At 63.5% G+C, this 22139-nt stretch carries 17 protein-coding genes; 8 read left to right on the plus strand and 9 right to left on the minus strand.

Annotated features, from left to right (window positions below):
- Window positions 1–42: 42 nt before the first annotated feature.
- Entirely contained in the window at window positions 43–1755 is a 1713-nt protein-coding gene (locus ACN0X7_RS17050; RefSeq protein ID WP_417519479.1) for an ABC transporter permease, read from the minus strand.
- Window positions 1752–2783 (minus strand): Fe(3+) ABC transporter substrate-binding protein, encoded by a 1032-nt coding sequence (locus ACN0X7_RS17055; RefSeq protein ID WP_417519481.1) that lies wholly within the window; start codon window positions 2781–2783, stop codon window positions 1752–1754. Before ACN0X7_RS17055 ends, ACN0X7_RS17050 begins: the two co-directional genes overlap by 4 nt.
- A 187-nt stretch (window positions 2784–2970) precedes the next feature.
- Here ACN0X7_RS17055 and ACN0X7_RS17060 point away from each other — a divergent pair, with 187 nt between their 5' ends.
- Complete coding sequence (locus ACN0X7_RS17060; protein WP_417519483.1) at window positions 2971–3885, plus strand: DMT family transporter; 915 nt, start codon at window positions 2971–2973, stop codon at window positions 3883–3885.
- A 15-nt stretch (window positions 3886–3900) separates the two neighbouring features.
- Here the strand turns inward: ACN0X7_RS17060 and ACN0X7_RS17065 are convergent, their stop codons facing one another.
- Window positions 3901–4692, minus strand: a complete 792-nt coding sequence (locus tag ACN0X7_RS17065; protein ID WP_417519485.1) for a methyltransferase domain-containing protein — start codon at window positions 4690–4692, stop codon at window positions 3901–3903.
- Window positions 4693–4708: 16 nt separating this feature from the next.
- Window positions 4709–5824 carry a ferritin-like domain-containing protein gene (locus ACN0X7_RS17070; protein WP_417519487.1) on the minus strand — a complete coding sequence of 372 codons (1116 nt, stop codon included), beginning with the start codon at window positions 5822–5824 and terminating at the stop codon, window positions 4709–4711.
- A gap of 152 nt (window positions 5825–5976) precedes the next feature.
- Here ACN0X7_RS17070 and ACN0X7_RS17075 point away from each other — a divergent pair, with 152 nt between their 5' ends.
- Window positions 5977–7320: an MFS transporter gene (locus tag ACN0X7_RS17075; protein WP_417519489.1), complete on the plus strand. Its 1344-nt coding sequence runs from the start codon at window positions 5977–5979 to the stop codon at window positions 7318–7320.
- A 115-nt stretch (window positions 7321–7435) separates the two neighbouring features.
- Window positions 7436–9691 carry an EAL domain-containing protein gene (locus tag ACN0X7_RS17080; protein ID WP_417519491.1) on the plus strand — a complete coding sequence of 752 codons (2256 nt, stop codon included), beginning with the start codon at window positions 7436–7438 and terminating at the stop codon, window positions 9689–9691.
- Between the two features lie 62 nt (window positions 9692–9753).
- Here the strand turns inward: ACN0X7_RS17080 and ACN0X7_RS17085 are convergent, their stop codons facing one another.
- Window positions 9754–11403, minus strand: a complete 1650-nt coding sequence (locus ACN0X7_RS17085) for a thiamine pyrophosphate-dependent enzyme (protein WP_417519493.1) — start codon at window positions 11401–11403, stop codon at window positions 9754–9756.
- A 183-nt stretch (window positions 11404–11586) separates the two neighbouring features.
- On the opposite strand from ACN0X7_RS17085, the gene ACN0X7_RS17090 reads away from it, so the two are divergent.
- The 3 genes from ACN0X7_RS17090 to ACN0X7_RS17100 are packed head-to-tail and all read left to right on the plus strand — an operon-like array spanning window position 11587 to window position 15805.
- Complete coding sequence (locus ACN0X7_RS17090; protein WP_417519495.1) at window positions 11587–12729, plus strand: TAXI family TRAP transporter solute-binding subunit; 1143 nt, start codon at window positions 11587–11589, stop codon at window positions 12727–12729.
- Window positions 12730–12743: 14 nt separating this feature from the next.
- Complete coding sequence (locus ACN0X7_RS17095; protein ID WP_417519497.1) at window positions 12744–14789, plus strand: TRAP transporter permease; 2046 nt, start codon at window positions 12744–12746, stop codon at window positions 14787–14789.
- The gene (locus ACN0X7_RS17100) at window positions 14789–15805 is read left to right on the plus strand and encodes an ABC transporter substrate-binding protein (RefSeq protein WP_417519499.1); all 1017 of its coding nucleotides are present in this window, start codon (window positions 14789–14791) and stop codon (window positions 15803–15805) included. The genes ACN0X7_RS17095 and ACN0X7_RS17100 overlap by 1 nt, the downstream gene beginning before the upstream one ends.
- Before the next feature lie 26 nt (window positions 15806–15831).
- On the opposite strand, the gene ACN0X7_RS17105 is transcribed toward ACN0X7_RS17100, so the two are convergent.
- Window positions 15832–17136: an ABC transporter substrate-binding protein gene (locus ACN0X7_RS17105; protein WP_417519501.1), complete on the minus strand. Its 1305-nt coding sequence runs from the start codon at window positions 17134–17136 to the stop codon at window positions 15832–15834.
- Window positions 17137–17308: 172 nt separating this feature from the next.
- On the opposite strand from ACN0X7_RS17105, the gene ACN0X7_RS17110 reads away from it, so the two are divergent.
- Entirely contained in the window at window positions 17309–18829 is a 1521-nt protein-coding gene (locus ACN0X7_RS17110) for a GH3 family domain-containing protein (RefSeq protein WP_417519503.1), read from the plus strand.
- Here ACN0X7_RS17110 and ACN0X7_RS17115 read toward each other — a convergent pair.
- Genes ACN0X7_RS17115 through ACN0X7_RS17125 form a run of 3 tightly spaced genes read right to left on the minus strand, consistent with a single transcriptional unit; the run spans window position 18817 to window position 21382 of the window.
- Window positions 18817–19293 carry an NUDIX hydrolase gene (locus ACN0X7_RS17115; protein ID WP_417519505.1) on the minus strand — a complete coding sequence of 159 codons (477 nt, stop codon included), beginning with the start codon at window positions 19291–19293 and terminating at the stop codon, window positions 18817–18819. The genes ACN0X7_RS17110 and ACN0X7_RS17115 overlap by 13 nt on opposite strands.
- Window positions 19290–20669, minus strand: a complete 1380-nt coding sequence (locus tag ACN0X7_RS17120; protein ID WP_417519507.1) for an ATP-binding protein — start codon at window positions 20667–20669, stop codon at window positions 19290–19292. Before ACN0X7_RS17120 ends, ACN0X7_RS17115 begins: the two co-directional genes overlap by 4 nt.
- Complete coding sequence (locus tag ACN0X7_RS17125; RefSeq protein WP_417519509.1) at window positions 20663–21382, minus strand: response regulator; 720 nt, start codon at window positions 21380–21382, stop codon at window positions 20663–20665. Before ACN0X7_RS17125 ends, ACN0X7_RS17120 begins: the two co-directional genes overlap by 7 nt.
- Before the next feature lie 182 nt (window positions 21383–21564).
- On the opposite strand from ACN0X7_RS17125, the gene ACN0X7_RS17130 reads away from it, so the two are divergent.
- Window positions 21565–22065, plus strand: coding sequence for a Spy/CpxP family protein refolding chaperone (locus ACN0X7_RS17130; protein ID WP_417519511.1), 501 nt, complete (start codon window positions 21565–21567; stop codon window positions 22063–22065).
- The last annotated feature ends 74 nt before the right edge of the window (window positions 22066–22139 follow it).

Here is a 22139-nt window from a genome sequence, read left to right on the forward strand (position 1 = left end):
CCAGCCAGCATGTTGAATCAGAACCAGACTGATTTGGGAATCCTAAATCGATTCAATCAAATATGGGGACGCTCTAGGTGCGGATACGCCCCGGATCATCCGGCTCATCAGGATCACCGGCACGACACCGGCCAGCACGATGGCCAGCGCGCCGGGTGCAGCGGCCGCGAACTGCTCGTCGGTGGCATACTGGTGTGCCAGTGTCGCCAGTGTCTCGAAGTTGAAGGGTCTGAGCGCCATGGTCATGGGCAGTTCCTTCATCGTGTCGACGAAGACCAGCAGCGCGCCGGTCAGTACGCTGGCCCGGATCAGCGGCCAGTGCACCCGCCGCACCAGCGCGACCGAGGTGCAGCCCAGCAGGCGCGCCGCATCATCATTGTTGCGCGACACGCGCTCCATCCCGGATTCCGTCGCACCGTAGGCCAGCGCGAGAAACCGCACCGTGCATCCGAACAGCAGCGCGAAGATCGAACCCGACAGCAGCAGGCCGGTCGAGATACCGAACCAGTCCCGCATCACACCATCCAGCGCATTGTCGAAGCTGGCGAACGGGAACAGGATCCCTACCGCCAGCACGGCACCGGGCACGGCATACCCGATACTGGCAAATCGAGCCGCCCAGACCACAGGCCCGCGCCCGCCGGAGACCCGGACGGAATAGGCCAGCCACAGGGCCAGGCCCGCCGCGCACAGGGCGGCGAGGAAAGCCAGTTCGAGCGAACTCAGCAATCCGGCAAGCAGTTGCCCTTCGAACAGCGTATCAAGACGCCCGAGAGATTCAGAAAGCAGCAGGCCGAACGGCAGCAGAAACCCCAGGAAGACCGGCAGCAGGCAGGCGAGGAATGCCAACCCCGCCCGACCGGGCGTGAGACTCTGGCGCGGTGATGCGCCGCGCACGTGGCGCGGATCGGCAAAGCGGCGATCCGCACGGTTGCGGCGTTCCAGCCAGACCAGCAGCGCGACCACGGCCACCAGCATCAGTGCGAGCCCCGCCGCACCGTCCAGGCTGCCCATGTTCAGCCAGACGTGATAGATGCCCGTCGAGAAGACCTGCACGGCGAAGAAGTCCACGGTGCCGTATTCGTTCAATGTCTCCATCATGGCCAGCGCAAGGCCCACGGCGATGGCAGGGCGGGCCATCGGCAGGGCGACCCGCCAGAACGCCCGCGCCTGATCCATGCCCAATGTCCGCGCGGCCTCCACAGCGGCCCGCGACTGCGACAGGAAGGCCGTCCGCGCCAGCAGATAGACGTAAGGGTACAGGACGAGCGACATCACGATGATCGCGCCACCCAGACTGCGGATTTCAGGAAAGGCGTATTGGGAAGCCGAGGACCATCCGAAGGTGGTCCGCAGCCACGTCTGCACCGGACCGGCATAGTCGAGGAAATCCGTGTAGACGAAGGCGACGATGTAGGACGGCGCGGCCAGCGGCAGCATCAGGCCCCATTCGAACCAGTTGCGACCGGGAAACTGATACATCGCCACCAGCCAGGCCGCGCCGACGCCCAGCATCAGCACCCCGACACCGACACCCAGCGCGAGCGCCAGCGTGTTGAGAATGTAGTCCAGCAGGAAAGTGTCGATCAGATGCTGCCAGACAGCGGCTTCCGCCGACAGCGCAAACACAACAAGCGCGATCAGGGGCACCCCGATCAGCCCGGCCGAAATCACGGCGAGAGAACTGACGCGGAGCGCCCCTGTGCGCTGGATCCCGGCGTCGACCGCCGGGCTGTTGCTGTAGGTGATGCTCACCCGTCGAAATTCACCTTGTCGACCAGTTTCGCCGCATTCACCCGTTCGCGACCGATCTTGTCGACCTGGATCGCGTCTTCCTTGAAGTCGCCGAACCCTTCGACGATCGGATGCAGTTTCGCGTCCTCCAGAACAGGAAACTCATAGTTCTGGGCGGCATAGATGCCCTGCGCGGTCGGACCTGCCAGGAACTCGATGAGTTTCACCGCATTCTCCCTGTTCTGCGCATGCTTGGTCACCGCAGCGCCGGAAATGTTCATGTGGGCGCCTTCACCGGACTGATCGGGAAACACGGGACGCACCTGCTCGGCGGCACCCTTCTGCTCGGGGTCCGACAGCATCACGCCGTAGTAGTAGGTGTTGCCGATGGCCAGATCGCACTCGCCGGACGCCACACCCTTGATCTGCGCGCGGTCATTGCCCTGGGGCTTGCGCGCCAGATTGGCCTTCAGACCCTTCAGCCAGTTCTCGGTCCAGTCCTCGCCATGGCGCGCGATCATCGCGGCGACCAGGTCGATGGTGTAGCCGTGCTTGCCGGAGCGGGTGCAGATCTTGCCCTTCCACTTCGGATCGGCGAGATCGGCGTAGGACAGCGCCATATCACCCGGCACACGGTCACGGCTGGCATAGATGATACGCCCGCGCTTGGTGATCGCAAACCAGCGCCCCTCCGGATCGCGCAGGTTGGCGGGGACCCGCTCGTTCAGCGTATCCGACGACACGCTCTGCACCAGATCCTCTTCGACCAGATCGTTCAGGCGACCGGCGTTGGTCGTGATCACGACATCGGCCGGTGTATTGGCACCTTCCGCCTTCAGACGCTCCAGCAAGCCCTTGTTGGCATAGACCATGTTGACCTTGATGCCGGTTTCCTCGGTGAAGGCATCGGTCAGCGGCTGCATCAGGAACGGCTGCCGGTATGAGTAGAGATTGACCTCCTCTGCTGCGCTGGCAACAGCGGGAATGAGGGCCGCCATGCCGGCCGCCATCGTGAGGCCGAGAACAGAGGTACGAATCGTGGATTTCATGTTTCTACGCCCAGTTTGTTGTTGCGATTGATTATCAGTTACCGCCCATCGCAAACCATGTCAATCATAATGAAAATCATTCGCATGATGGGCAATCGGGACTGTTGCAACCTGCCCATGCGCAAACCGCAGTCCGCCGAGGCGATCACATCTTGGCACCGAGCGGTGACGCCCTATTGTCGCTGCCATGTCCACGGATTCCTCCACCCCGTCTCCTGCTGACACCGCGCGGCCCGACAGCTTTGCACTGATGATCTTCATCATGCTGGTGATGGTCTGGGGGCTGCTGTGGCCGATGATGAAGATCGCCACGACCGAGATCCCCGTCCTGCCGTTCCGTGCCATCGGTTCGATGATGGCCGTCGTCGCCATGGCGCTGATCACGCTGATCGCCGGACACAGCCTGAAGGTGCCGAGGGGATCATGGCTGCCGCTCGCCATCGCCGGTCTGTTCAACGTAGGGGCATGGCTTTACCTGTCGGCGGTTGGCGTGACCATGATCGGCGCGGGCCGCGCCGCATTGATCGCCTATACGATGCCGGTCTGGGCCTTCCTGATCAGCATTCCGATGCTGGGCGAGAAGGTGACCCGCTGGCGCGTCGCCGGTCTGGTGCTGGCGATGGCCGGGCTGGCCATCCTGATCGGCGAGGACATCCGCGCCGCCAGTCGCACCCCGGTCGGCGTTCTGGTGATGATCGGGGCGGCGTGGTGCTTCGCCTTCGGCACGGTCTGGCAGAAGAAGATGGACTACGGCATGGCGCATATGCCGGTCATGACATGGCAGCTCTTCTTCGGCGCTGCGCCCATCGTTGTCCTGGCCATCCCGGAGATGTCCGATCTGAAACCGGTGTCCTGGCAGGCCGTGGGTGCCACGATCTACGCTGGCCTGATTGCCCAAGTCTTCGGCGTGGCGGCCTACCTCTGGCTGGTCAAGCGGCTGCCGGTGAAGACCTCTTCGCTGTCGATCCTGCTGGTACCGCTGGTCGGGCTCGGTTCGTCCGCGCTCATCCTGGGCGAACGGCTGGGCTGGACCGAACTGATCGCCGCGCTGCTCATCTTCGGGGCCATCGGCACTGCCTTCCCGAAAGAAAAGACCACGTGAACCGGGCCGCAGCGATCACGCCTTCGCGGTGACCGCGAACTGTGGCGCGATCGCGAGATAGGTGCCGTCGGACCGCGCCCGATCGATCAGCGCTTCGATACGGTCGATCTCATCCCGGGGAAGCTCACCTGCCGTGCGGGCATAGCCGATGGCATTGGCGATCATGCCCGAGAGCCGGCCCGTACTGTCAGGTGCCCCCAGCAGTTGAACCGCGATCTCACTGAAACCGGCCCGCCGCGCGACGCCGTGCAACTGCCGCCCGATCAGCGCGTTCGGCCAGGCCCAGCGCGCGGACTGCAGCAGAGCCTGCCACGCATCCGCCGGGACCGGCTCCACGATCATCATGCCCCAGTCGCCCTCGATGGCATGCGCCAGACCGTCGGGCCTGAGGACACGACGGAACTCCCGGAACGTCGTAACCGGATCAGCGACATAGATGATCGTGTTGCGCGCGATCACCCGGTCCGCCGTACCGCCGTCGAGCGGCAGCGCGTCATCGTCCAGCAGGTGCACGCTGATGCGATCCGACAGCCCCTGCTCTGCGGCCAGGGCGCTGGCATGCTCGACGAACGGGCGATTGATATCCACGGCGTGCACATGACCATCCGGTCCGACCCGCCGTGCAAACTCGACCGCGGCAAATCCCGGCCCGCAACCGAAATCGACGATGGTCTGACGCGGCCTGATGTCGGCGGCTTCGTAGTAATGCGCGGTCGCCGGGTTCCAGCGGAACATCTTCAGATAGCGTTCGAACCGTTCCGGCTCGATATCCACCCAGTGCGCCTGGAACCCCGACGGCCCGCTCATGCCCGGACCTGCCCGATCAGATCGGCTTCTGGCCGATGACGCGCCGGTCCTTGTTCAGCTCCTTCAGGAATTCCATGCCGTCGGCCGCGATGGCCTCGCCGATGTGCAGCCCTTCTTCCTTTTCCAGATCGTCGATGTCGATCCAGTTGGCATAGAGCGGACGAGTCCGTTCGGTGATGATGCCAGCGTTCAGCAGCGTCTTCACCAGCACGCGCATGATGTTGGTGGGATCGCGCAGATCGTTGCGCTTCATGGCATCGCGGTCGGTATAGACCTCACGCACCGAGTCGCGGACCCATTCCCATTCCAGACCGAACTGCGGATAGATCTCCCGCTTCTGGCGGATGTTCGTCAGGTTGAACAGCAGCGTCTCGAAGCACTTGGCCGCCCATGTCTCGACGATCTCATGTTCTTTCTCGGACAGTTTCGGGATCGTACGGTCCGCCCAGATCTTGCCGAAGCGGTGATGGAAAGCCTCGTCGGTCATGACAAGCTGCACCAGGCGTTTCAGCACCGGGTCGTTTGTATGGCGATGCAGGTTCGCGAACGCGCCCATGGCCAGACCTTCGATCAGCATCTGCATGCCGACCAGCTTCTTGTAGACCTCGGGTGCCATGACCAGTTCGTTCATCAGGCTGCCCAGCGAGTCGCCGACCGGATAGGCGGTGCCCCAGCGGCTGCCGATATACTTCGCGAATCCGGTGACGTGACGGGCCTCCTCGCGCGCCTGGTTGGTGGCATACTCCTGCGCCCCCGGATCCACCAGGATGTGACACAGACTGGCCGACAGGCTCAGCGCGCCCTGCTCCCCGTGCAGGATCGACGACAGCCCCCAGCGGGTGGATTCATTGGCCAGCCTGATGCGCTGACCCTCGTCCAGCCGGTCATAGACCGCGCCCGTCAGTTCCGGCACCTGCTCCGGCGGCATCAGGTATTCGTTCTCCAGATCGAAGTCCTGCGTATAGTCCACGTACTTGGCGTCCAGCGGATCCCAGAAATGGTCGTGGGTCGCCGAGATGATCTGGTCGAATGCATCCGTGCGCCGGTTGTAGCGCCCGACATCCATCATCACCGGAAATGCGTCGCGATCGACGGTATCGTAGGACGCGTCATGCGTGATGTGCTGAACCATGCTAAATTCCTCCCAGAACAGTGCGTCACCCCGGCAACTGCAGAGTGACGTTAACGTCAACGTGACGGCATTCTAGCAAAAGCAGTTCCGTTCGCACCAACTTTCGTTAGTCTCGGTCGCTTGGAGAGAGCGGTTGAGGGGGAGAACAGCCGATGCAGACCAGTTTCAAGGCCCGCCTCGGCTGGGCGATGTATGACTGGGCGGCGCAACCGTTCTTCACCATCATCTTCACCTTCATCTTCGGGCCGTATTTCGTGGCCCAGGTCGTCGGCAACCCGGCCGAGGGGCAGGTCCTGTGGGGCGACACCCAGACCATCGCCGGTCTGATCATGGCCTTCATGGCACCCGTACTCGGCTCGCTGGCCGATGCCACCGGGCCGCGCAAGCCCTGGGTTGCCGGGTTCACCATGCTCTGCGTGCTCGCCTGCTTCGGCCTGTGGTTCGCGGTGCCGGACGCCAGCGACGGGCGCATCAATCTGGTGATCTTCTTCGTGGTGCTGGGCGTGATCGGAGCGGAATTCTCCATCGTCTTCAACAACGCCATGCTGCCGACATTGGCCAAGGACGGCCAGGTCGGCAAGCTGTCCGGCTATGGCTGGGCGATGGGTTATGTCGGCGGGCTGATCGCGCTGATCATCATGCTGATCGTGACCGGGCAGATGCCCGGTGTCGCAGGCCCCGAATTTTCCGAAGGCAGCTTCATCGCCGAGCGGCTGGCCGGACCCTTCTCGGGGCTGTGGTTCGCGCTTTTCATCATCCCCTTCATGCTGTGGACGCCCGATGTGCCGAAGCTGGTGGATGACCGTGTCGAGGCGGTACGGGCCGGTCTGCGGGAACTGCGCCATACGCTGCGGACCCTGCCGCAGCGTCCCAATATCTTTCGCTTCCTGATCGCGCGGATGATCTACTACGACGGCCTGAACGCCATCTTCGCGTTCGGCGGGGTCTATGTCGCGGCACAGTTCGGCTGGGGTCTGACCGAACTGGGCCTGTTCGGCATCGTCGCCCTGATTGCCGGCATCCCCGGCAGCCTGATCGGCGGCTGGCTGGACGACCGCATCGGATCGAAGCCGACCCTGTTCCTGTCCATCGGCGGGCTGTTCCTGGTGACCCTCGGGCTGATCTCGGTTGGCGATGGCAAGGTCGCCTTCGTGGTACCGATGGATTTCCCGACACCCGATGACGGACTGTTCGCGTCGACCGCCGAGTTGATCGTGATGGGCCTCACCGCGGTCCTGGGCGTCGTTGCCGGTCCCGCACAGGCCGCGAGCCGGTCCATGGTCGCACGTCTGGCACCGCCGGATCAGCTGGGTCAGTACTTCGGTCTGTTTTCCCTTTCCGGCAAGGTGACGGCCTTCCTGGCCCCCTTTGCGATCGCGCGCGTCACGGCGGGTACGGAAAGCGTCCGTGCCGGTGTTTCGGTCATCCTGATCTTTCTGGTTGTCGGCCTGATCATCCTCGCCACGGTCAGGGAACAGCGCGACCCTGACGTGTAGTCCGCATCACTGTTTCAATCATTCATGATTGGTTAATCAATAGCAGCCACTCTGTCCGTGTAGTATAGGAGTCACTCAATTGGGAGTGATGCCAGTTCGTGATTGGACGGAATCCATGAGTGCCCGAAACATTGAACGCAAACATGCGCAGCCGGAAGAAGATCGGCTTTCGGCCCTGCATGCCCTGAATCTGCTGGACACGCCGACCGATCCGGACATGGATCACCTCGTCTCGAACCTGATGGATATCCTGAAGTTTCCGGTCGGATTTGTGTCGCTTGTCGACCGGGACCGCCAGTGGTTCAAATCCATTCACGGCATGAATCTGACAGAAATGCCGCGCCAGATCGCCATTTGCGATCACACAATCCTCGATGACGTGCCCCTCGTCATCGAGGATCTGACGCTGGATGCACGGTTCAGCCAGAATCCGGTCGTGACAGCCGAACCTCACCTGCGCGCCTATGCCGGCACCCCGATACGCACATCGGGCGGTCATCGCATCGGGACCGTCTGTGTCGCCGATACCCAGCCACGCCGGATCACCGAAACGGACACTTCAGTCCTGACGCGTTTCGCCAGCATCATAGAGCGGCTGATCCTGAGCATCGAAGCTTCGCAAATGGCAGAGAGCCATCAGGATCGGATTTCAGCCGCCCGTGCGCAGGTCCAGAACCTGCGCGAACAGTGCGAGCGCGTCGAGTCGACCCTGCATGCCGGCCACTGGTGTCTGGACCTGGAGACCGAGGAAGTCATCTGGAGCCGGGGCGTTTTCGACCTGCACGGTCTGGCCGTCCAGCGTGAACCCTCCCTGGCCGAGGCGCTCGCCTTCTATCCCGAAGAGGACCGCAAACGCATTGAGGACAGCCTTGCCGCCACGCGGGAGACGGGACGGCCATTCGACCTTCAGGCCTCGTTCACGGACGCCGGCGGCCGGCCGCGATGGGTGCGCGTACGCGGCGAAAAGTCGGTCACCGAGAACGGCACGCCCTGCATTGCGGGCGTTTTTCAGGATATCTCCGACCTTCATGACATCCAGTCATCGCTGGCCGCGGCGAACAGCACGGACCCGGTGACGGGCGTGCCGAACAGCCAGTGTTTCGAGAAGGAACTGGCACACTGGATCAGGGAGTCGGGCGGAAAGACCTTCGCGCTGATCGAGATCGGCATCCCCAGTATCTCGGTGGTGCGGCATTCCTACGGCATGTCGCTGACCGACATCATGCTGCGTGAGATCGCCCGTGAACTGCGTTCGGCCCTTGGAGACGGCGAGTTTCTGGCGCGCACGTCCTACGAAGGGTTCTCGATCCTGACCCGGGAGCGCCCGCGTCCGGAACTGCTGCGCAAGAGACTGACCCGGACGCTGGCAATCCTGAACCGCAAGGTCGCCATCCTGAACCGCCGGATCGACATCGAACCCAGATGCGCTGTCGCGTTCCATCCCGCCGACGGAACCAGCGCCTCGCGCCTGCTGCGGTCGGCCGATCTGGCGCTTCGTGTGGCCTATGATGACGCGTCGCCGGACGCCTCCGGCATCGTCTTCTTCGAAAGCGAGATGGCGGCCAGATTCGAGGTTCGCGAGAATGCCGCCGGCTTCCTGCAGAGTGCGATCGACGAAGACCGGGTCACGGCGTTCTTTCAGCCGATCGTATCGCTGGAGAGCGGGCGGGTCGATGGCTTCGAGGCCCTGGTCCGGGTCCGCATGCCGGACGGATCCTTCTCGGGTCCGCTTGAGTTCTGGCCCGCACTGCTGGAACCGGGCATCTCACGTGAACTCGGCTTCATCATGCGCGACGCGGTCATTCAACGGCTCGGCGAGTGGCAAAAAATGAGCGGGCGGACACCGCGGATATCGCTCAACGCCGCCACGTCGGATCTCGGGGAAGCCGGCATGCAGGCCGACCTTGTCGAACGCCTGAAAGCGGCGAATATCGCCCCCGGACTGCTGAAGATCGAAGTGACCGAGAATGTCCTGCTGACCAATCAGGGCACCGGTGCCGGCGCGCGCGTCGCGAAACTGCGCGCGCAGGGAGTCCTGATTTCACTGGATGATTTCGGAACCGGATACGGTTCGCTCACCAACCTGCTCTCCCTGTCCGCCGACGAAGTGAAGATCGACAAGAGTTTCGTCAACGGTCTGGAGACCGATCAGGACAGCCGCGCCATCACCAGTTCGATCCTCAGCATGGCACGGGAGATGAACATGACCACGGTATCGGAAGGTATCGAAACCGTGGCGCAGCTCGATTTCGTACGCAGCCAAGGATCGACGCACGCGCAGGGCTTCCTGATCGCCGAGCCGATGCAGGCCAGTCAGGCCACGGCCCTTCTGCGCAAAGGAGCGATCGACCTGTCCTTCTCTTCGACCTGAGGCACTACGGGCGCGATCCCTCCGCGCCCGATGACTCCCTGAACCAGACGATCGTCCGCCGCCTACCCCTTCAGATCCGCGATCGACAGGAAGGCGGAGATTCGCTCCAGACTGGAATGCACATCGACGACCACGGGACCGTCGTGCGCCATGACCTCGGCGACTTTCGCCTCGATATCGTCCTGCATGGTGATCGTCACACCCTTCGCGCCGAACGCTTCGCCGTATTTGGCGAAATCAGGATTGACCAGCGGCGTCGCCGCGACCGTGCCGGGGAAGAACTTCTCCTGATGCAGGCGGATCGTGCCGTAGGAACCGTTGTTGGAAATGAAGGCCTTGACCTTGACGCCCTGTGCCATGGCTGTTGCAAGCTCGTTGCCTGTCATCATCGATCCCCCGTCCCCCAGGAAGGTGATGATCTGGCGGTCCGGACATCTCAGACCGGCGGCCACCGCCGCGGGCGTCCCCATGCCCATCGCCCCGGAAACCGCACCGATCATCTGTTGCCTTCCGTTCAGACGGATATGGCGGTGGACCCAGCTTGAGAAGTTGCCCGCGTCGGTGATCAGAATCGCGTCTTCCGCCAGGTGCGGGCGCAGCGCCTCGATCACCAGCCCGAAGTTCACACCGTCATCGGCAGGTTCGGGGGCGCCCCCCATCAGGCCGTCGATGTAGTCCTTGATCCGTCCGATCCAGGACTGACGGTCGGGTTGTTGCGTCGGTCCCGCCTGCGCCAGCGCCTCCAGGAACAGCGTCGGATCGACGGTGAGCCCGAGGTCGGCGGAAAAGATCCGGCCAACCACATTGGCATCGGGATGCACGTGGATCAGGGTCTGGGCCGGCGGAATCGAGGGGAAAACGTACCCCTGGGTCGTCGTATCGCCGAGCCGGGTGCCGATGGCGAGAATCAGATCGCTGTCCGACAGCAGGTCCACCTGCGGCTTGGGGATATTGAAGCCCAGATGCCCGGCGAACAGCGGCAGTTCGTTGGGAAAGATATCCTGATGCTTGAAGCTGGTGGCGACGGGCACCGACCATTTCTCCGCCGCCGCACGCAGGGCCGCTCGGCCCGCGGCGTGGTCCAGCAGTCCGCCGGCGATGATCAGCGGTCGCTCCGCCCTGGCCAGCATGTCTCCGATTCGCGCCAGGTCCTGGTCTGCGGCACGCACCTTCGACACCGCCATCGGTTCCAGCGGGCGCGCGGTGGTCTCGTCGAACTGCATGTCTTCCGGCAGCACGATGACGACGGGGCCGGGCGTGCCGCTGCATGCGATCTGGAACGCGCGGGAGACGATCTCCGGTATCCGGTCAGCATCCATGATCGTCCAGACAGCCTTGGCCATCTCACCGAACATCCGGGAGTAGTCCACTTCCTGAAACGCGCCGCGGCCCAGTTCATCACGGGCGACCTGACCGATGAACAGGATCATGGGCACGGCGTCCTGCTCGGCCGTATGCACGGCGATTGAGGCGTTGGTGGCTCCCGGCCCGCGGCTCACCAGCGCGATGCCCGGCCGGCCCGTCAGCTTCGCGTCCGCCACCGCCATGAAACCGGCGCCCGATTCGTGACGGGACTGCACAAGCTCGATCCTGTTGCGGCGGGCGAACGCATCCAGCGTCGCCAGATAGCTTTCGCCCGGAACGCAGAACGCGCGATCGACGCCCTCCGCTTCAAGGCAGGCGACAATAAGGTCTGCTGCGGTGCTGCTCATGTTTCCATCTCCCCTGACGCCGGTCGGTTGCATATCCGGCACTTGATACCTGCTGGTATTGTTTTCTTATTCATTGGTTTATCGTCGATACCATAGTTGCAGGATCATCGCCTCTCTGCGAAGATTAGGGAAGTTGCATATCGATGGAAAAGCGATGTGCTTGGTTCAGGGAGGAGATTCTCTATGAAGTTTATCGTCAAGACCGCTGCTGTCGCAGCAATGGTCGTCGCGCCCGCTATTGCCGGTGCCGCCGATCTGCCGGAAAAGATGACATGGACGGCCTATGGCACCACGGCTTCGGGCTATGCCCAGTCGGTGGCCATCGGCAATGCGCTGAAGGATGCCTATGGCACCAAGATGCGCGTCATTCCGGGCAAGAACGACGTGTCCCGCATGGCCCCGCTGCGCGATGGCCAGGCCGACTACTGCGCCTGCGGTGCGGCAGCCTACTTCGGCCAGGAAGCAGCCTTCCTGTTCGCGTCCGAGGAATGGGGCCCGCAGCCGCTGCGCGTTGTCATGACCGCGATCGGTGCGAACAATCTGGGTCTCGCGACCGCCAAGGACGCCAACATCAAGACCATGGCGGATCTCAAGGGCAAGCGCGTTTCCTATGTGGTCGCCGGCGATGCGCTCAACTGGAATGCCGCAGCCAACATGGCCTTCGCGGGCCTGACCTGGGACGACGTCCAGAAGGTCGAGGTTTCGGGCTTCAAGGCCTCTGTCGATGCGATCATCAACGGTCAGTCCGACGCCGCCTTCATGTCGACGATCACGCCGCACGCACAGCGTCTGGCTGCTTCGCCGCGTGGCATTCACTGGCCGCCTCTGCCGCACGACGATGCAGAAGGCTGGAAGCGCCTGAACGAGGCGCAGCCGATCGCGCTGCAGCATGTGGCGACCAAGGGTGCGGACATCTCCGAGGAGAAACCGCATGTCGGCTACGTCTATCCGTACCCGATCCTGATCACCAACGCCGATCAGAGCGCGGACGAAGTCTACGCCCTGGCCAAGGCGATCCAGGAACAGTTCCCGAAGTTCAAGGATTCCGCTCCGGGTGCCGCCGGCTGGGCGATGGAAAACCAGACGCTGGTCTGGGGCATGCCCTACCACGAGGGTGCCGTGCGCTTTTACAAGGAGATGGGTGTCTGGTCGGCTGAAGCCGAAGCCAACAACGCCACGCTGATCAAGCGCCAGCTCCTGATCAAGGAAGCCTGGGATTCGATGGGCGACATCTCCGGCATGGAAAAGGACGCCGTGCTGGCCAAGTGGATGCCGATCCGCGCCAAGGCTCTGGAAGACGCCGGCCTGCCGGTCGTTTTCAAGTAAACCGGTTGATCTGAATGGCAAACCAAGCTGGCGCACAGCCGGCGGGCCCCGATGGGGGCGCGCCGGCAGCCGGTCAGGTGAAGATGGTGGTGGCCGATACCGAATTCCGGTATCGGCCACTGTCGCCTTTCTGGCGCGGCATGCTGATCGCGATCACGGTGATCACGGTCCTTCTTTCGATTTATAAGCTTTTCAATCTGGGTCATACGTTCGGATACGTGCCGATCGACACCCAGTATTTCTTCGTACTGCTGGCACTGCTGCTGCCGCTGTGCTTTCTGGTATTTCCCATGCGTCCCTACACGGACGGCGGAAGCCCGCGGGACCGCGCCCTGTTCGGTTTCGACATCATCCTGATGCTCGCCGCAGTCGGTGCGAACCTATATCTGTTTACCTATGCCCGCGATATCGTGGATCTCGGCTGGGAATGGGCGGCACCCACGCACATCCAGATCGCGGCCGGAATTCTCTGGGTGCTGGTGCTTGAGGCCACGCGCCGTGCCGCGGGACTCTCGGTCTTCATCATCGCCCTCGTCTTTTCGCTTTATCCGCTGTTTGGCGAGTGGCTGCCCGATCCCCTCGAAACCTTCGAGAACGAACCCTTTGGCAAGACCGTCGCCTATCACGCGATCTCCTCCGAATCCATTCTGGGCATCCCGTTCCGCGCCTTCGCCAATCTGGTGATCGGCTTCCTGATGTTCGGCGTCGCGCTGCAGCATACGGGTGGCGGCAAGTTCTTCCTGAATCTGGCGTTTTCCCTGCTGGGCCATGTGCGCGGCGGTCCGGCGAAGGTCGCGATCTTCTCGTCCGGCCTCATGGGTTCGATGAGCGGTTCGGTCATCACCAACGTCATGACCACGGGTGCCCTGTCGATCCCGGCCATGATCCGCACCGGCTTCCGCCCGTCGCTCGCCGGCGGCGTCGAAGCCTGCGCATCCACGGGCGGCGTTCTGATGCCGCCGATCATGGGCGCCACGGCGTTCATCATGGCGATCTACCTGAACGTCCCCTACTCGGAGATCATCATCGCGGCGGCCATCCCGTCGTTCCTGTACTTCTTCGGCCTGTTCATGCAGATCGACTCTTACGCGGCCCGTGCCGGGCTGGAGGGCCTGCCGAAGGCGGAGATGCCGCGGTTGCGCGATACCATGCGCGAAGGCTGGCACTACATCTTCGTGTTCCTGCTGCTGGTGTTCATGCTGCTGTACCTGCAGCGCGAGGCGCTGGCCCCCTATTACGCAACGGCGATGATCATCGTGATCAACCAGATCACGCCGCACAACCGCTGGAAAATGGAGCACGTCTGGAAGTTCATCATCGCGGTGGGGCGGCTGTTTGCCGAGCTGGCTGCGATCCTGGCCGGTATCGGCATGATCGTCGGTGCGCTGTCGATGACGGCGAAGATCTCCACGCTGGCGAACGAGTTGCTGACGCTGGCCGGTGGCGATGTCTTCCTGCTGCTGATCATGGGGGCGCTGGCGAGTTTCGTGATGGGTATCGGCGTCACGGTGACCGTCGCCTACATCATCCTCGCGATCACGCTGGCACCGGCGCTGACGCAGTCCGGGCTGAACCCCATGGCCGTTCACATGTTTATGCTCTACTGGGGCATGCTCAGCTTCATCACGCCGCCGGTTGCCCTGGGTGCGTTCGCGGCGGCAACGCTGGCGGGCTCGAACCCGATGCGAACCGGCTTCGAGGCCATGCGCATGGGATCGGTGATCTACTTCATTCCGTTCTTCTTCGTGCTGAACCCGGGTCTGATCATGCAGGGGACCGTGACACAGGTTCTCACCGTGACGGCCACGGCGGTCATCGGGGTCATTCTGATGGCGTCGGCGTTGCAGGGGTATCTGATCGGTATCGGACGGATGAACGGTAACGCGATCCTGCAATGGCCCATCCGGCTGGCGATCGGCTGTGCGGCGCTGCTGTTCCTGGCCCCTGGCGGCAAACTGACGGGTTTCACCCATGTGGAACTGGTCATCGCCGGACTGGTCATCGGCGTTCCGGCGATGGCGCTGGCCTGGGTAACCGGACGCAACAAAGCCACCGCGTAATGCGAAGGGCTCTGGCCGGACTGATCCTTGCCGCTTCGGCGATGATCAGTCCGGCTGCCTTCGCGGGCAAGCACGCCCCCCAACAGTGCGAAATCGACCGTCCCATCGTCATTGCCGGCCTCAACTGGGACTCGAACGCTTTCCATGCCGCACTGGCCTCCCGCATTCTGAGAGACGGCTTCGGCTGCCGGGTCGAGATCGCGACGGGCAGCACCCGACCGCTGTTCAAGGCCATGACCCGGGGTGATGTCGATATCACCATGGAAGTCTGGAAGGACAATCTGCCGAAACTCTGGCCCGAAGCCATGCGCACCGGGTCCGTGGTCGAACTGGGCGTCAACTATCCGGACGCCATCCAGGGCTGGTTCATTCCGGCCTATCTGACCCAAGGACCGGATGCCCCTGCGCCGGACCTCAGGGCCGTCAGCGACCTTCCCGCGCACAAGTCCCTGTTCGCCGACCCGGAAGACCGGCGAAAGGGCCGCTTCTACAACTGCATGCTGGGCTGGGGCTGCGAGCCGATCAACACCGCCAAGCTTCAGGCCTATGGCCTGGATGCGCATTTCACGAACTTCCGGCCCGCTTCGGGCAAGGCACTCATCAAGGCCATCGACCGTCACTACGAGCGGCGCGAACCGTTCCTGACCTATTACTGGGGCCCCACATGGGTGCTTGGCGCCTACGATCTGGTGATGCTGGAAGAGCCTGCCTACGATCCGGTGGTCTGGCAGCGGCTGACACGGGACCGAAACCCGGAGAAGGCCACCGCCTATCCCACGTCAGAGATCACGATTGCGGTCCACAAGGCGTTTCACGAACAGGCCCCGGCCCTCGTCAGCTTCCTCTCCCGCTACCGGACAAACAACGCGCTGATCTCCGAGGCGCTCGCGGACATGAACCGCTCGGGCCGTGGCGCGGATGCCGCCGCCGCACAGTTTCTGAAATCACGCGAGGACATCTGGACAGACTGGGTGCCCGCGGAAACAGCCGACCGGATTCGTTCAGCGCTGCGCTGAACGGCGTCGGACGCCGGATCCGGGTCCTACTGGCACCTTAGCGCGATACCCTTCTCGTTCGCATAGGTGGCTGCCGATGCCTCCACCAGCGGCCTGACAATGGACTGGTCGGTCTCGATCCAGTCCGACGCCGATGTCCAGGCCCCGTCCTTCCATTGCAGGAACCGCACGGGACCGCCGCCCTCGTGATCCTCGCAGGTCATTGAGAACTCGGGGATCAGCCCCGTTGCCCCCAGCCGCTCCAGACGTGCACTGTCGAACGTCAACTGTTCCAGCGCGGCCTGCACTTCCGCGCCGGTGACCGGACGATCCTCTTCCACCATCTTCATCGCGTCACGGATCGCCTCGGCACCGATCATGGCCATCGCCACGGACCGGTTCGCGTAGATCGTGCCGATCCGCTTCTTGTCGAGCGAGCCCTTGCCCGCGTCATAGACATGCCTGATCATGTCGCGGATGACTGGGAAGTCCTTGCCTGCGGCGTGAAATCCGGCAGCGTAGTAGCCGTTGGCCGCATCGCCTGCGGGTCGCGTGTCCTCCTCGGACCCCGACCACCAGACGCCGATGATGCGATCCGCCGGAAAGCCGACCCGGGCAGCCTCGTTCAGCGCCGTGGGATTCATCACGCCCCAGCCCCGCAGGATGACATAGTCGGGGCGGAACTGTCGGGCGATCTGCAGCCAGATCGCCTTCTGATCCAGACCGGGATGCGCAACGGGAAAGTTCCGCACCTCGAACCCGTAACGCTCTGCCTGGACGGCCAGGACCGGGATGGTTTCCTTGCCGTAGGCGGAGTCGTGATAGAGGTTGGCGATCTTCATGCCCTTCAGCTTCTCGATGCCGCCGCGCAACTGGGCGATGAACCGTATCTTGGCCGTCGACTGGCTCCAGTAGTTGGTAAGCGCCGGGAAAAGATATGGAAACACGCGACCGTCCGATCCGTCGGAGCGCCCCGACCCGATGGTCAGCAGGGGAATGCGGTCCTTTTCGGAACGTTCCAGAATGGCGTAGGTGGCATCCGTCGACAGCGGGTGAAAGAACGGCGCGCCGCTCACCCCCTTCGCCTTCATCTTCTCATAGCACTCGACGACCCGATCCGCCTTGTAGGCGGTCTCGCATTTCTCGTAGACCAGCCTCACACCGTTGATGCCGCCATCGCGAATGTTCAGAAGCTCGTAGTAGTCGGCCATCCCGTTACCGATGGCCGAGCCGCTGGCGGCATAGGGACCGGTCCAGTAGGCGGCGATGGGGATGAACTGTTCGGCGGCACGGGACGGGACAGCCATCATCACCGCGATGGCCAAGCCGGTAAGAAGTCCGCCAAATCGCATCGCAATCTCCCGCATCGTCGCGCCCCTCTTTGCGGGGACATGCACCGTGTTGCACCTTCTATATCATGTGCCGGATGCGGAAGGAACGTGGTGACCGGGCGTTGGCCACTTGCGGACTGGAACCAGTGCATCGACATACAAGCTGGAAGCCGCCCACTGACAGGAGCTCCTATTGATCGACGCCACACCGCTTCTGAAGATCGCCGCCCGCAGGCGGCTCAAGGCCCTGCAGGCACAGGATCCGGCTGAAACGCAGGCTGCGGAACTGATGAAACTGCTGCGCTGGGCGCGCGATACGGCCTTTGGAAGGGCACACGGGTTTTCCAACCTGCGCACCGTGGCGGATTTCCAGCGCGCCGTGCCCATACGAAGCTATGAGGACTTCTGGAGCGACTGGTGGCAGAAGCCCTTCCCCAAGCACCGCAACATCACCAGCCCCGGAAAGACCACATGGTTCGCCGTGACGTCGGGGACGACGTCCGGCGCGACGAAGTACATTCCGGTGACCGACCGGATGGTCGCCGCCAACAAGCGCGCCGCGATCGATGTCGTCACGCACCACCTCGCCAACCATCCCGACAGCCGGCCGCTTTCCGGCAGGACCTTCATGATGGGGGGGTCGACCGATCTGGTCGAGGAAGCCCCCGGCGTCTTCAGCGGCGACCTGAGCGGCATCGCCATCAAGACCCAGAGCTTGTGGACGAAACCCTACGCCTGGCCGCCCACCGAGACGGCGCTGCTGGAGGACTGGCAGGAAAAACTTGATCGCTTCGTCGAGGACGGGTTCGAGCAGAACATCGCCATCTGGACCGGCGTGCCGAGCTGGATGCTGATCCTGCTTGAGCGCATGCAAGAGGTCTCGGACGGCCGTCAGCCCTTCCCCAACCTGGAACTGCTGATCCACGGCGGTGTCGCTTGGGATCTGTACCGGGAACGGTTCGCGCCCTTCCTGAAACAGACCGGTGTGGCCACGCGCGAGGTCTATCCGGCATCCGAAGGTTTCATCGCCGTCGCCGACCGTGCTGATGGTGAGGGTCTTCGACTGATCATCGACAATGGAATCTTCTTCGAGTTCGTACCGCTCGCCGAACTCGGTTCCGACAATCCGACGCGCCACTGGGCCGGGACTATCGAACCCGGGATCGACTATGCCGTCGTGCTTTCCTCTTGCGCCGGTCTCTACGCCTACCTGCTGGGAGACACGGTAAGGTTCGTCGACACGTCTCCACCCCGGCTCCTGATCACCGGGCGCACGTCCTACATGCTCTCGGCCTTCGGCGAGCACCTGATCGGCAGCGAGATCGAGCGGGCCGTCAACGTGGCTGCGCAGGCTCAATCCGTCCAGATCATCGAATTCTCCGTCGGGCCCGTCCTTTCAGAGGGCACCGGCGGCAAGGGCGGTCACGTCTATATCGTCGAAACCGGGAATGCCGCTGACGCAGGGAAACTCTCCGCAGACATCGACCGGGCACTGTGCCAGGCCAACGACGACTATCGCGCGCATCGGTCGGGGGGTACGGGCATGGAAGCGCCCGTCGTGCGCCTGGTGCCGGAAGGCAGTTTCCGGCACTGGATGGCATCGAAGGGCAAGCTGGGCGGACAGCACAAGGTTCCACGGGTGATCAGCGATCCGGCGAAGTTCGCGGCGATGCTGGACGACTTCGACCGGATCGCCGCCGATCAGCGACGCTGACGCGCCCGCAGGTAGCGCCGCGTCGGTCCGAACAGGGGCAGGTCGAACGCCTCCGCTGTCGTCAGCCAGCGGGTTTCGGCGATCTCGATCTCGTTCCGGACGATTTCCGGTCTCGTCTGAACCAGCGCTTCGAAAATTTCGACGCGGTCCCGGCGCAGGGCGTGCCCCAGGAATTCGCCATGGACGAAATCCAGCTCCGCTGCCGCAACGATGATGCCGGTCTCTTCCGACAGTTCCCGCGCCGCCGCATCGCGATAGTCTTCGCCCGCATTCAGGCGCCCGCCCGGCAGGGACCAGAAACTGTTGTAGGTGTTCTGGACCAGCAGCACCCTGTCATTGCACCAGATGGCGGCCATCGCGCCATTCATGTGCGGAAACGGCAGCAGGCGCACGCCCTTGCGCAGAAACCAGGCGGCCTTGTAGGCCGTCCGCCACAGCTGCACACGGGTCGAGGCCGCGCTCACGTCGCGCTGTCGCCCGGCAGCCAGGCCGTCGCCACCAAGCCGCCGCCGCGACCGTTGGACAGCGCCAGATCGCCGCCAAGCCGCCGGAAGACGTCGCGGGCCAGCGCCAGCCCCAGGCCACTGCCTCCGGTATCGCGGCTGCGCGAGGTCTCGACCCGATAGAACGGCTGGAAGACCTTCTCAAGTTCGCCATCCGGCAGGCCGGGACCATCATCCGAAATCACCATTTCCACCCGAACGTCGTCGGCAGACAGCGCAACCCTCGCATTGCCGGCATAGCGCACGGCATTGTCGATCAGGTTGGCGGTCGCCCGCTTCAGTGCGACGGGCCGTCCGAAGACCGGCAGCTTTTCAGGTCCGTCGAAGGTGACGTCATGGCCCTGCGCCTGCATATCCTCGGCCAGATCGCGCAGCAGCGACGCCAGGTCGAGCCGCGAGATCGCTTCGTTGGCCTGATCCCCGCGGATGAAACTCAGCGCCGCGTCCACCATCAGGTCCATGTCGTCGATATCGCGGATCGCCTTGGTCTGCTGCTCTGCATCCTCGATGAATTCCGAGCGCAGTCTCAACCGGGTGAGCATGGTCTTCAGATCGTGGCTCAGCGCACCGAGCATCAGCGTGCGGTCATCGACCAGGCGCTTGATCCGCTGCTGCATCGTGTTGAAGGCACGCGCCGTCTTCTTCAGTTCACGCGAGCCCTCCTCGGCCAGGGGCGGCGCATCGACGTTCAGTCCCAGGCGCTCGGCCGCAGCCGTCAGCTTGCGCAACGGGCGGGTCGCCCGGTAGGCGGCCCAGAAGGAAAACAGGACGATGACGATCCCCAGCGAGGTCACCCAGAAGGCCGTCCGCAAGGCCCATCGCAGCGACGTCAGGTCCGTCGCCAGCACGAAATGGACCCATTGGCCGTCCTGCAGCGTGGTCGCGACGATCATCTTTGTCCGGCTGGGCAGCAGGTCGGGTTCGGGCGGACCGTCCCGATCGCGACCGAAGAGCGGATTTTCCCAGTCCCCCACGCGCGAGAGCACCAGCGGCCTGTCGCCCAGCTGCCGCAGCAGGCGGCGGGCATGCCGCTGCACCTGACGCATCTGCATCAGTTCGGGATCCGGCGGCGGCGGTCCGGGGGCCAGCCTGACACGCATGGTCGGGCCCGAGACCGCACGGATGATGTCACGTCGCCCGGCGACGGTGGCCTGATCCAGCAGCGGGACAGTGTTGTCGATGCGTCTGGCGGCGGAATGGGCGAAGAGACGCGTCGCGGCCTCCGAGCGGTCCTTCACGTACCAGCCGATGGAAATACCGACGCCGACCAGCATCAGGATCATCAGGATCATGGCGAGCCGCGCCGCGATGCCGCTGTCGCGGAACGGTCTCAGCATGGTGTGACATCGGCAGCGAAGTAATATCCGCCATGGCGCACGGTCTTGATCAGCCGCGGCGTCTTAGGATCCTCGCCCAGTTTCCGTCGCAGGCGGCTGAGTGCAACATCGATGGACCGGTCCAGCGGTCCCAGCACCCGGCCCGACGTGAGATCGGCGAGCTGATCGCGGCTGAGAATCTGTTGCGGGCGTTCGACAAGCGCCTCCAGCAGGTCGAACTCGCCCGATGTCAGCACGACCAGCGTGCCCTCCGCGTCGCGCAGTTCCCGGGCCGCCAGATCGACCTGCCAGCCATCAAACTGCACCACGCGCGCGCGTTCTCCCGTGGCGGAGACGGGGTTGGATTCGACCCGGCGGAGCACAGCACGGATGCGTGCCAGCAGTTCACGCGGGTTGAACGGCTTCGGCAGATAGTCGTCGGCACCGATTTCCAGACCGACGATACGGTCGGCCTCCTCGCCCAGGGCGGTCAGCATCAGGATCGGTATGTTGCTGTCGGCGCGCAGGCGGCGGCAGATGGCCAGCCCGTCCTCGCCCGGCATCATCAGATCCAGCACGATCAGGTCGAAACGACCGCCTGCGAGTACACGGTCCATCTCCTTGCCGTCGGCAGCGGTATCGACGCGGAAGTCATGACGGACCAGAAAGCGGGCCAGCAGATCCCGGATTTCACGGTCGTCATCGACGATCAGGATATGGGGGCGGCGTTGCATGGTCCCGATTTATAGCCTGTTTGGCCTGCGCGCTCCGGTTTTTCGTAACGCTTGGTAACGGTCCGGCCCATGGTTACCGACGGTTACACCCAGTTGCCGCCAAGGGGCTGTAACGGCGGGGCACGGCTCGTAGATAGACCTGGTCACCACGAACAAGATCACCTGCAATGAAGGAAAACATCATGCAACGTCGACTGAAAATCACACTCATCAGTGCCGCCGCGGCCCTGGGGCTTGTCGGTGCGACCGCCGGCCTGAGCGCCGCCACTTCCGGCAGCTTCGAATATGCGGGATACGGTGGCAAACATCGCGGCATTCACATGGTCTGCGCCCAGGGCGAGGAGCGTCTGGAGGATATCGTCACCTTCGCCGAGATCCGTCTGAGCATCACCGATGCCCAGCAGGCCGAATGGGATACGTTCGCTGCGGCCGTGCAGACCGGCGGCAAGCAGATGCTGACGGCGTGCGACCGCATGGAGACCCTGCGTACCGGCACCGCGCCGGAACGCATGGCCGAGATCGAGGAGATCATGGAGACCGCGCTGGGTGCGACCCGGACCATCCGCGCTTCGTTCGACCCGCTCTATGCGGTTCTGACCGATGAGCAGAAGGCGACGGTCGAACGGCTGACCAAGCACCGCGGCGGTCATCGTGGCCACAGCAAGGATCAGAAGGACGGCTGACGCCGATCCAAACCGACGGAACGAAAAAGGCCGCTGGTTTTGCCAGCGGCCTTTCTCTTGACGTCTTCAAGGAT

Origin of the sequence: Minwuia sp., from assembly GCF_048263705.1 — a bacterium.
Taxonomy (GTDB): domain Bacteria; phylum Pseudomonadota; class Alphaproteobacteria; order Minwuiales; family Minwuiaceae; genus Minwuia.

Bases quoted from the DNA above. Each gene is read 5' to 3' on its own strand.
- ACN0X7_RS17055 (WP_417519481.1), bottom strand. From the start codon at position 2,783: ATGAAATCCACGATTCGTACCTCTGTTCTCGGCCTCACGATGGCGGCC.
- ACN0X7_RS17060 (WP_417519483.1), top strand. From the start codon at position 2,971: ATGTCCACGGATTCCTCCACCCCGTCTCCTGCTGACACCGCGCGGCCC.
- ACN0X7_RS17065 (WP_417519485.1), bottom strand. From the start codon at position 4,692: ATGAGCGGGCCGTCGGGGTTCCAGGCGCACTGGGTGGATATCGAGCCG.
- ACN0X7_RS17070 (WP_417519487.1), bottom strand. From the start codon at position 5,824: ATGGTTCAGCACATCACGCATGACGCGTCCTACGATACCGTCGATCGC.
- ACN0X7_RS17075 (WP_417519489.1), top strand. From the start codon at position 5,977: ATGCAGACCAGTTTCAAGGCCCGCCTCGGCTGGGCGATGTATGACTGG.
- ACN0X7_RS17080 (WP_417519491.1), top strand. From the start codon at position 7,436: ATGAGTGCCCGAAACATTGAACGCAAACATGCGCAGCCGGAAGAAGAT.
- ACN0X7_RS17085 (WP_417519493.1), bottom strand. From the start codon at position 11,403: ATGAGCAGCACCGCAGCAGACCTTATTGTCGCCTGCCTTGAAGCGGAG.
- ACN0X7_RS17090 (WP_417519495.1), top strand. From the start codon at position 11,587: ATGAAGTTTATCGTCAAGACCGCTGCTGTCGCAGCAATGGTCGTCGCG.
- ACN0X7_RS17095 (WP_417519497.1), top strand. From the start codon at position 12,744: ATGGCAAACCAAGCTGGCGCACAGCCGGCGGGCCCCGATGGGGGCGCG.
- ACN0X7_RS17100 (WP_417519499.1), top strand. From the start codon at position 14,789: ATGCGAAGGGCTCTGGCCGGACTGATCCTTGCCGCTTCGGCGATGATC.
- ACN0X7_RS17105 (WP_417519501.1), bottom strand. From the start codon at position 17,136: ATGCGATTTGGCGGACTTCTTACCGGCTTGGCCATCGCGGTGATGATG.
- ACN0X7_RS17120 (WP_417519507.1), bottom strand. From the start codon at position 20,669: ATGCTGAGACCGTTCCGCGACAGCGGCATCGCGGCGCGGCTCGCCATG.
- ACN0X7_RS17125 (WP_417519509.1), bottom strand. From the start codon at position 21,382: ATGCAACGCCGCCCCCATATCCTGATCGTCGATGACGACCGTGAAATC.
- ACN0X7_RS17130 (WP_417519511.1), top strand. From the start codon at position 21,565: ATGCAACGTCGACTGAAAATCACACTCATCAGTGCCGCCGCGGCCCTG.